11 protein-coding genes are annotated in these 9,460 nt (G+C 69.7%); 5 read left to right on the top strand and 6 right to left on the bottom strand.

Annotated elements, in window-relative coordinates; all coding sequences use genetic code 11:
- Nucleotides 1-631 (bottom strand): VOC family protein (locus tag OFY01_RS27990; protein WP_266604559.1); only part of this gene is annotated, 631 nt, incomplete at its 3' end.
- Between the two features lie 122 nt (nucleotides 632-753).
- On the opposite strand from OFY01_RS27990, the gene OFY01_RS27985 reads away from it, so the two are divergent.
- The 5 genes from OFY01_RS27985 to OFY01_RS27965 all read left to right on the top strand — a co-directional run bounded on the left by OFY01_RS27985 (nucleotide 754) and on the right by OFY01_RS27965 (nucleotide 5,130).
- Nucleotides 754-1,224 carry an Lrp/AsnC family transcriptional regulator gene (locus tag OFY01_RS27985; protein WP_266604557.1) on the top strand — a complete coding sequence of 157 codons (471 nt, stop codon included), beginning with the start codon at nucleotides 754-756 and terminating at the stop codon, nucleotides 1,222-1,224.
- A gap of 31 nt (nucleotides 1,225-1,255) precedes the next feature.
- On the top strand, nucleotides 1,256-1,903 hold the full coding sequence (locus tag OFY01_RS27980) for an ABC transporter permease (protein WP_266604555.1): 648 nt from the start codon (nucleotides 1,256-1,258) through the stop codon (nucleotides 1,901-1,903).
- Between the two features lie 73 nt (nucleotides 1,904-1,976).
- The gene (locus OFY01_RS27975) at nucleotides 1,977-3,188 is read left to right on the top strand and encodes a betaine/proline/choline family ABC transporter ATP-binding protein (RefSeq protein ID WP_266604565.1); all 1,212 of its coding nucleotides are present in this window, start codon (nucleotides 1,977-1,979) and stop codon (nucleotides 3,186-3,188) included.
- Nucleotides 3,185-4,135, top strand: a complete 951-nt coding sequence (locus tag OFY01_RS27970) for an ABC transporter permease (protein WP_266604553.1) — start codon at nucleotides 3,185-3,187, stop codon at nucleotides 4,133-4,135. Before OFY01_RS27975 ends, OFY01_RS27970 begins: the two co-directional genes overlap by 4 nt.
- Before the next feature lie 17 nt (nucleotides 4,136-4,152).
- Nucleotides 4,153-5,130 (top strand): glycine betaine ABC transporter substrate-binding protein, encoded by a 978-nt coding sequence (locus OFY01_RS27965; protein ID WP_266604563.1) that lies wholly within the window; start codon nucleotides 4,153-4,155, stop codon nucleotides 5,128-5,130.
- A 13-nt stretch (nucleotides 5,131-5,143) separates the two neighbouring features.
- Here the strand turns inward: OFY01_RS27965 and OFY01_RS27960 are convergent, their stop codons facing one another.
- The 5 genes from OFY01_RS27960 to OFY01_RS27940 form a co-directional block, all read right to left on the bottom strand.
- The gene (locus OFY01_RS27960) at nucleotides 5,144-5,938 is read right to left on the bottom strand and encodes a S16 family serine protease (RefSeq protein ID WP_266604552.1); all 795 of its coding nucleotides are present in this window, start codon (nucleotides 5,936-5,938) and stop codon (nucleotides 5,144-5,146) included.
- Between the two features lie 33 nt (nucleotides 5,939-5,971).
- A complete protein-coding gene (locus tag OFY01_RS27955) occupies nucleotides 5,972-6,613 on the bottom strand; it encodes an IclR family transcriptional regulator (protein WP_266604550.1) in 642 nt (213 codons plus the stop codon).
- A 308-nt stretch (nucleotides 6,614-6,921) separates the two neighbouring features.
- Entirely contained in the window at nucleotides 6,922-8,718 is a 1,797-nt protein-coding gene (locus OFY01_RS27950) for a DEAD/DEAH box helicase (RefSeq protein WP_266604548.1), read from the bottom strand.
- Nucleotides 8,719-8,863: 145 nt separating this feature from the next.
- Complete coding sequence (locus OFY01_RS27945) at nucleotides 8,864-9,259, bottom strand: type II toxin-antitoxin system death-on-curing family toxin (protein ID WP_266604546.1); 396 nt, start codon at nucleotides 9,257-9,259, stop codon at nucleotides 8,864-8,866.
- Nucleotides 9,256-9,456, bottom strand: coding sequence for a CopG family transcriptional regulator (locus OFY01_RS27940; RefSeq protein ID WP_266604544.1), 201 nt, complete (start codon nucleotides 9,454-9,456; stop codon nucleotides 9,256-9,258). Before OFY01_RS27940 ends, OFY01_RS27945 begins: the two co-directional genes overlap by 4 nt.
- Nucleotides 9,457-9,460 lie beyond the last annotated feature (4 nt).

The raw sequence follows: 9,460 nt of genomic DNA, 5'->3' as shown, positions 1-9,460 counted from the left end.
TGAAGCCCATGACCTTGTTGTAGAACTCGACCCACTCGTTCATCCGGCCGAGCTCGACGTTGCCGACGCAGTGGTCGACGGCCTGGAAGGTGCGCTTGGCCGGCGGCTCGACGATCGGGGCGGCGGCCACGAATCCGGGCAGGTAGGGGCCGTCGTAACCGGAGCGCTCGACGAGGGTGTGGCGGGTCTTGCCGTACGTGGCGATGACCGCGCGCACGACGGTGCCGTGCTCGTCCTTGGTCTCGTAGGGCTCCTGGATGCCGCGGGCGCCGTGCTCGGTGGCGTACGTGTAGGCGGCGCGGGCGTCCGGGACCTCGATGGCGAGGTCGATGACGCCGTCGCCGTGGGCCGCGACGTGGTCCTCCAGGAAGTGGCCCCAGTCGGTGGATGCCTTGACGACGGAGGTGAACACGAAGCGGGCGGAGCCGTTCGTCAGGACGTAGGAGGCTGTCTCGCGGCTGCCGTTCTCGGGTCCCGAGTAGGCGACGAGCTTCATGCCGAAGGCCGTGGAGTAGTAGTGGGCGGCCTGCTTGGCATTGCCGACGGCGAAGACGACCGCGTCCATTCCCTTGACCGGGAAGGGGTCTGCCTGCCGTGCGGTGTCGGGGGTCTGGTGTGTGGTCTGCGTCATGACAGGAGGCTCCCCCCGTTCCACAAGGTGCGCAATAGTTTGCGTATCGGCTGGGCAATATGACCAGTGGTCCGGCGGGATCGGCGGGCTTTGTGTACAGGGTGACCACTACGGAGGGGTGCATGGCGATCGATCATCTGGACGGGCGGCTGATCACGCTGCTCGCCCGGGAACCGAGGATCGGGGTGCTCGAGATGTCCCGGCGGCTCGGTGTCGCGCGCGGCACCGTGCAGGCCCGCCTCGACCGGCTTCAGTCGAATGGAGTCATCCGCGGTTTCGGCCCCGACGTGGACCCGGCGGCGCTCGGCTACCCGGTCACCGCGTTCGCCACGCTCCAGATCCGGCAGGGCCAGGGAGCCGACGTACGGGCGCACTTGGCGACGGTGCCCGAGGTTCTCGAACTGCATACGACGACGGGGAGCGGGGACATGTTGTGCAGGCTCGTCGCCCGGTCCAACGCCGATCTTCAGCGTGTGATCGACCGGGTTGTCGGGTTTGATGGCATCGTCCGGGCTTCCACGGCGATCGTCATGGAGAATCCCGTTCCGCTGCGGATCATCCCGTTGGTGGAACAGGCGTCGGGGGACACCTGACGCGGGTGACACACGGCGTGAGTGAGGTGCGATGAACTTCTGGGACTACCTGGTCAATCAGCACGCGCAACTTTTCGCGGACGCCTATCAGCACGCCAGCGCCGTCTTCCAGTGCATGGTCGTGGCGACCCTGATCGGCATCGTCATCGGTGTGGTCACCTACCGCAGCGAATGGGCGGGCTCGCTGGCGACCACCGCCACGTCCACCATTCTGACGGTTCCTTCGCTGGCCATGATCGGTCTGCTCATCCCGATCGTCGGACTCGGTGTGGCGCCGACCGTCATCGCGCTGACCCTGTACGGGCTGCTGCCGATCGTGCGCAACGCGATCGTGGGCCTGCGCGGTGTCGACCCCGCGTTGATCGACGCGGCGCGTGGCATCGGCATGTCACGGGCGGCGCGGCTCTTCAAGGTGGAGCTGCCGCTGGCGTGGCCGCCGATCCTGACCGGTATCCGGGTCTCCACGCAGATGCTGATGGGCATCGCCGCCATCGCCGCGTACGCGTCGGGCCCCGGCCTCGGCAACGAGATCTTCCGCGGGATCGCCTCCCTGGGCAGCAAGAACGCGCTGAACCAGGTGCTCGCGGGCACCCTCGGCATCATCATCCTCGCCCTGCTCTTCGACGCCGCGTACGTGCTCATCGGACGCCTGACCATCCCGAGGGGGATCCGTGCCTGAGACGACGGCCGACACCGCGCCCGAGACCACGCCCGAGCCCGAGCCCGAGCGGCGTGAGACCTCCGGCGCCACCATCGAGTTGGAGAACCTCTCCAAGCGCTATCCGGGTTCCGCCGAACCTGCCGTGGACAGCGTCAGCATGGAGATCAAGGCCGGAGAGCTGATCATCTTCGTCGGCCCGTCCGGCTGCGGGAAGTCCACGATGCTGAAGATGATCAACCGTCTCATCGAGCCGACCGGTGGCCGCATCCACATCGGCGGCGAGGACGTCACCGACATGGACCCGGTGAAGCTGCGCCGCAAGGTCGGGTACGCGATCCAGTCGGCCGGCCTGTTCCCGCACATGACGGTGGCGCAGAACATCGCGCTCGTACCGAAGATGGTCGGCTGGTCGAAGTCGCGGATCACGTCCCGGGTCGAGGAGCTGCTCGACATGGTCGGCCTCGACCCGGGCGAGTTCCACGGCCGCTACCCGCGCCAGCTCTCCGGCGGCCAGCAGCAACGCGTAGGCGTGGCACGGGCGTTGGCCGCCGACCCGCCCGTCCTGCTGATGGACGAGCCGTTCGGCGCGGTCGACCCGATCACCCGCGACCACCTCCAGGACGAGCTGATCCGGCTCCAGCACGAGCTGCACAAGACGATCGTCTTCGTCACCCACGACTTCGACGAGGCCATCAAGCTCGGCGACCGGATCGCGGTGCTGCGCGAGAGGTCGCACATCGCCCAGTTCGACACGCCGGAGGCGATCCTCACCAACCCGGCCGACGACTTCGTCTCCGGTTTCGTCGGAGCGGGCGCCGCCCTCAAGCGGCTCAACCTCACCCGCGTACGCGACGTGGGGATCACCGAATACCCGACGGTCACCGTCGACGACCCGCTCCAGGACATCTTCAACAAGCTGCGCGCCGCCGGGACCAACGAGCTGCTCCTGCTCGACCGCCACAACCGCCCCTACAAGTGGCTGCGCCGCGGCGACCTGATGCGCGCCAAGGGCTCGCTGGCCCGCGCGGGCACCCTCGTCCACGACACGGTCACCCGGGACGCGACACTGCGCGACGCGCTGGAGGCGGTGCTGACCGACAACACGGGCCGTGTCGCGGTGACCGGGCGCCGGGGCCAGTACGAGGGCGTGGTCGACATGGAGACGCTGATGAACTCCGTGCACGAACTGCTCGACGAGGACCGCCTCGAAGCCCTGGAACACCAGCACGAGCTGCAGGAGCAGCGCGCCCAGCAGACCCACCACGAGCAGGAGGGCGACGGCGCAGGGGAGGTGAAGGCGTGAGCACTCCCCCGCGTCCCGGACAGTCCGGGCGGTCGAGCGACCCCGGCCGGCCGTCGGGCTCGCCGCCCCGCCAGCCGCCGAACGACGCCAACCGTCCGCGCCGCCCCGGCCAGGAGCGCCCCAGCGGCGAGCACGAGGTCAAGGGTCTCGCCTTCCGCGACGACGGCGACGGCGAGCAGGAGGCCCCGCCGACGCCCGCGCGCGAGGCGCGCCGCATCACCTGGCAGAAGCTGACGTTCCTGCCGGTGTTCATCCTGCTGGTCCTGCTCGCCACCTGGCTGTGGTTCAACCAGGCCGACCTCGACACGATCTCCAAGAACGCGCTGTCGGGCGGCAACGTGTGGAAGGCGCTGCGCCAGCACATCGTCCTGACGGTGATCTCCACGTTCTTCGTGCTGATCATCGCGATCCCGCTGGGCATCCTGCTGACCCGCCGCATGTTCCGCAAGGCGACCCCGGTGGCCCTGGCCTTCGCCAACATGGGCCAGGCCACGCCCGCCATCGGTCTGCTGGCACTGCTGGTGATCTGGCTCGGCATCGGCCGGCGCTCCGCGCTGATCGGCATCATCATCTACGCGATCCTGCCGGTCCTGTCCAACACGATCGCGGGCCTGAAGGCCAACGACCCGACCCTCATCGAGGCCGCCCGCGGCATCGGCATGTCCCCGCTCGGTGTGCTCACCAAGGTGGAACTGCCGCTGGCCGTGCCGCTGATCCTCGCGGGTGTGCGCACGGCGCTCGTCCTGAACGTCGGCACGGCCACCCTGGCGACGTTCGGCGGCGGTGGCGGCCTCGGCGTGCTGATCACCACGGGCATCACCAACCAGCGCATGCCGGTCCTGATGCTCGGCTCGATCCTGACGATCGCGCTCGCGCTGCTCGTCGACTGGCTGGCGTCCCTGGCCGAACTGCTGCTGCGCCCGCGCGGCCTGGAGGTGCGCTCATGAGGTCCACGGACACGTTCATGAGGTACCGGCTGCGGGTGGCGGCCTCGGCGGCCACCGGCCTCGCCCTGCTCGCCGCGCTGTCCGGCTGCGGCCTGACCAGCGGCAGCCCGCTCGCCGACAACGTGCATCCGGGCAGCATCGGCAAGGGCGAGCCGCTCAAGGGGGCCGACATCACGGTCACCTCCAAGGAGTTCACCGAGCAGCTGATCCTCGGCGCGATCATGGGTCTGGCGTTCAAGGCGGCCGGGGCCGACGTCCTCGACCGCACCGGCATCCAGGGCTCCATCGGCGCCCGCGAGGCCGTCAAGTCCGGTGACGCGGACGCGATGTACGAGTACACGGGCACGGCCTGGATCACCTACCAGGGCCACTCCAACCCGATCCCCGACCCGGAGAAGCAGTGGGAGGCGGTGCGCGAGGCGGACGCGAAGAACGGCATCACCTGGCTGCCGCCGTCCTCGCTCAACAACACGTACGCGCTCGCCATGAACCAGGCCAACTACAAGAAGTACGGCACGAACACGCTCTCGGACGTCACCAGGCTGTCCAAGTCGGACCCGGGCGCGGTCACGCTGTGCGTGGAGAGCGAGTTCGCCAACCGGGCCGACGGGCTGCCCGGCATGGAGAAGAAGTACGGGATGCACCTGCCCGCCAGGAACATCACGCAGATGGACACCGGCATCATCTACACCCAGGTGTCGAAGGGCAGTTGCCGCTACGGCGAGGTGTTCACCACCGACGGGCGCATCAAGGCCATGCACCTTCAGGTGATGAAGGACGACAAGCACTTCTTCCCGAACTACAACGTGGCCCCGGAGATCAACACCAAGTCGCTGAAGAAGTACCCGGCGATGGCCCAGGTCCTCGCCCCGATCACGAAGAAGCTCAACAACACGGTCTCGCAGGACCTCAACGCGAAGGTCGACGTGGAGGGTCAGGACCCGCACACGGTGGCGAAGGACTGGCTGGTGAAGGAGGGCTTCATCACGGAGTGACCCACGGGACCGGTCAGCAGGCCGGGACGGAGCCGCCGCCCTTCTCCAGGTGGGTCAGGTCGGTGACCGCGCCCTTGAGTGTCGTCACGGGGATCAGCCGCATCGACTTCGGCGCCGACGCCTTCGCGTCCGCGCACTCCGCCCTCGGTACGAGGAAGACGGTGGCGCCGTCTCGGTGTGCGGCCTGCACCTTGAGCGAGACGCCGCCGACGGGCCCGACCTTGCCGGAGTCGTCGATGGTGCCGGTACCGGCGATCGACCGGCCGCCGGTGAGGTCGCCACCGCTGCCGTCGCCGTCGAGCAGGTCGACGATGCCGAGCGAGAAGAGCAGGCCCGCGCTGGGGCCGCCGACGTTGCCGAGCTGAAGGTCGACCTCGATCTTCCCGGACTGCTTGCCGAGGTAGCCGAGCGCGGCCTGGGTGGCGGCGTCCTGCGAGCCCTTCATCTCCTGCTGGTTGTGCCGCTCGATGTCCTTGGTGGAGCCGCCCGACGGATAGACGGAGTCGTACGGCATGACCGCGCGGTCGTCGCGGAACCAGCCGTCGACCACGTCGCCGAGGTGCACGGAGGTGCCGGGCCCGGTCGCCGAGATGGTCACCGCGCGCAGCTTGCCGCTGGTGTCGCGGGTCGGGGCGCCGTGCACCTCGATGACCGGTTTCCCGGCCGCCTCGCCGAGCACGTCGGTGGTGGGCCCCGGCTGCGCGACGGCGAAGGGCAGCGGGACGAGGCCCGCTACCGCCAGCAGCGCGACGACGGGCAGCGCGCAGACGGCGAGAGCGGCGGGACGGCTGAGGCGGGAGAGAAACACGTGGGCCAATGTAACGTGCCGGGCCTCACCGCCTTACCGCAGCGCCTCGGCGACCTCCTTGGCGGCCTCGACCACGCGCATCCCGACCCGCTCCGGCACGGAGTCCGCCAGCATCACGACGCCGACGCTCCCCTCCACCCCGGTCACCCCGAGCAGCGGCGCCGCGGCACCGCTCGCGCCCGCCTCCAGCTCGCCGTGGGTGAACGCGTACCCGGGGTCGGGCACCACGCCCTGCCGCGCGGCGAGGATGGCCCGCCCGGCGGCGCCCCGGTCGAGCGGATGCCGGAACCCGGTCCGGTAGGCCACGTGGTAGTCGGTCCAGGTCGGCTCGACGACGGCCACGGCGAGGGCCTCCGAGCCGTCGACCAGGGTCAGATGGGCGGTCGCCCCGATGTCCTCGGCGAGCGAGCGCAGCGCGGGCAGCGCCGCCTCCCGCACCAGCGGATGGACCTGCCGTCCCAGGCGCAGCACGCCGAGCCCGACGCGGGCCCTGCCGCCCATGTCGCGGCGGACGAGGGCGTGCTGTTCGAGGGTGGCGAGCAGACGGTAGACCACGGTGCGATTGACGCCGAGTTTGTTGGACAACTCGGTGACGGTCAGGCCGTGGTCGGTGTCGGCGAGCAGTTTGAGGACGCGCAGTCCCCGGTCGAGCGTCTGGGAGGTCTCCGCGGTCACGACGCCCACTCCTTAGTGGTGAGGGTCGGCGGCCGCCCGACGCGGCGGTTGCGTCACCGGTCCCGTTCGGCGACGCGCGTCAGAGGCCGCCGGTCGGTGATCAGGCGCTGGGCTCTACTTCACTTCGTGCCTTTTCGTGCCTTGCTGCGTACCGGCTGCGCTCCGCGGCGGCGCTGCCACGGGGCGTGTGCGTAGCCGGGAATGTAGCGAGGCGTCCCGCTGAGCGGAAGACTCCGTCCAGAATCCGGTCAGAGGTCGTACGGTCTTGTACCGTATTGCCCGCTCACCGTGACCGTCACGTCATGACCTCAGGTCATCCGGGTGGCCCACTCCCGCACCTTGTCGATGCGCTGGCGCAGCTGCCCGGCGGTGGCCTCGGCGCTGGGCGGGCCGCCGCACACACGGCGCAGCTCGGTGTGGATGACGCCGTGCGGTTTGCCGCTCTGGTGCACGTACGCGCCGACGAGCGTGTTGAGCTGCTTGCGCAGCCCCATCAGCTCCTTGTGGGAGACGACGGGCCGCCGCTCGGCGGGCAGCTCCAGGAGGTCGGCCTCGGTGTCGGGTTTCTTCTTGCTGTGGGCGATCTGGCGGGCCTGCCGCTTCTGGAGGAGCAGCTGCACCTGGTCGGGTTCGAGGAGTCCCGGGATGCCGAGGTAGTCCTGCTCCTCCTCGCTGCCCGGGTGGGCCTGCATGCCGAACTCGGCGCCGTTGTACATGACCCGGTCGAAGGTGGCGTCGGACTCCAGCGCCTCGAAGGGCAGCATGTCCTGTTCGCCGGTGTCCTCGTCCTGCTGCTTGTTGGCCTCGTCCATCTCCTTCTCGGACTCGGCGTACGGGTCCTCCTCGCCGTCCTTCTTCGGCTTGTCGAGGACGTGGTCGCGCTCGACCTCCATCTCGTTGGCGAAGCCGAGCAGGTCGGGGATGGTGGGCAGGAAGACGGACGCGGTCTCGCCGCGCCGCCGTGACCGTACGAAACGGCCGACGGCCTGGGCGAAGAACAGCGGCGTGGAGATGGTGGTGGCGTAGACGCCGACGGCGAGGCGGGGCACGTCGACGCCCTCGGACACCATGCGGACGGCGACCATCCAGCGGTCCTCGCTCGCGGCGAAGTCGTCGATGCGCTGCGAGGCGCCGCTGTCGTCGGAGAGCACGACGGTCGCCTTGGTTCCGGTGATCTCGCGGATCAGCTTGGCGTACGCGCGGGCCGAGTCCTGGTCGGAGGCGATGACGAGGCCGCCCGCGTCCGGGATGCCTTTCCTGACCTCGGTGAGCCGCGCGTCGGCGGCGCGCAGCACGCTGGGCATCCACTCGCCGCGCGGGTCGAGCGCGGTGCGCCATGCCTGGCTGATCGCGTCCTTGGTCATGGGCTCGCCGAGCCGCGCCGCGATCTCGTCGCCGGCCTTGGTGCGCCAGCGCATGTTGCCGCTGTAGGAGAGGAAGATCACCGGGCGCACGACGTTGTCGGCGAGGGCGTTGCCGTAGCCGTAGGTGTAGTCGGCGGCGGAGCGGCGGATGCCGTCGTTGCCCTCCTCGTACGTGACGAAGGGGATCGGGTTGGTGTCCGAGCGGAAGGGCGTGCCGGTCAGGGCCAGGCGCCGGGTGGCGGGCTCGAAGGCTTCGAGGCATGCCTCGCCCCACGACTTGCTGTCACCGGCGTGGTGGATCTCGTCGAGGATGACGAGCGTCTTGCGCTGCTCGCTGCGGTTGCGGTGCAGCATGGGCCGCACGCCGACGCCCGCGTACGTGACCGCGACGCCGTCGTACTCCTTGCTGAGCGGTCCGGCGCTGTACTCGGGGTCGAGCTTGATCCCTATGCGCGCGGCCGCCTCGGCCCACTGCTTCTTCAGGTGCTCGGTCGGCGCGACCACGGTCACCTGCTGCACCACGTGGTGGTGCAGCAGCCAGGAGGCGAGGGTGAGCGCGAAGGTCGTCTTGCCGGCGCCCGGGGTGGCGACGGCGAGGAAGTCGCGCGGCTGCTCCTGGATGTACTTGTCCATCGCCCCCTGCTGCCAGGCACGCAGCTTGTTGGCGGTGCCCCAGGGGGCGCGGCCGGGGAAGGCGGGCGAGAGGTGGTGCGAGGAGGACGAGGCTGTGGTGACAGACATAGGGGCTGGCCCGGAGGACCTTCCGTTGTGAGCGGCGGTGGGTGACGGGCGGGCGGTGGTCACGGTCTCCGTACGGGGTCGAGCGGCTCGGTCACATACGACAACCGGGACACCCTACCGGGGGCCCGGTTGTCGTAGGAGCGGGTTACCGCTTGTCGGACTCGACGAGGCGTCGCAGCCCGTCCGTGATCTCCTTCACGTCGTCGATCGCACCGGTGGCCACGGAGGTCACGAGCTTCTCCGCGGCGTCGCTGTCGGGGCGCAGCTCCACCCCGTTCATGGCCAGGAACGTCACGCAGGAGATCCAGGCCGTGCGCTTGTTCCCGTCGAAGAAGGGGCGGTTCCCGGCCAGCGACTGGAGCAGCGCGGCTCCCTTCTCGAACAGGTCCGGATATGCCTCCTGTCCGAACATCGCCGCCCGCGGGCGCGCGACGGCCGACTCGAGCAGCCCGGCATCACGCACCACCACGTCCTGGTCGTCGACGGCCCGCCCGGCGATCAGCAGCACCAGTTCGGCGGTGAGGTAGTCGTACGCCGTCACTTGAGCCTCTCCAGCAGCTCCGCCCACTTGGCCACCTGCTCCTTGGCGGTCGCCTTGACCTTGACCTCAAGGGCCTGGCGCGCCAGGTACTCGTCCACGGCGCGCAGCAGTACGGCGTGCTGGCTCACGCCCTCCCGCTCGGCGGCCCGACGGATCGCTTCCTGCTGGTCGGCGCGGAGACGAAGGTTCACTGCCATACCA

It is taken from the genome of Streptomyces beihaiensis, assembly GCF_026274175.1.
Taxonomy (GTDB): domain Bacteria; phylum Actinomycetota; class Actinomycetes; order Streptomycetales; family Streptomycetaceae; genus Streptomyces; species Streptomyces beihaiensis.
This window is presented reverse-complemented; position numbering and strand designations above follow the sequence as displayed.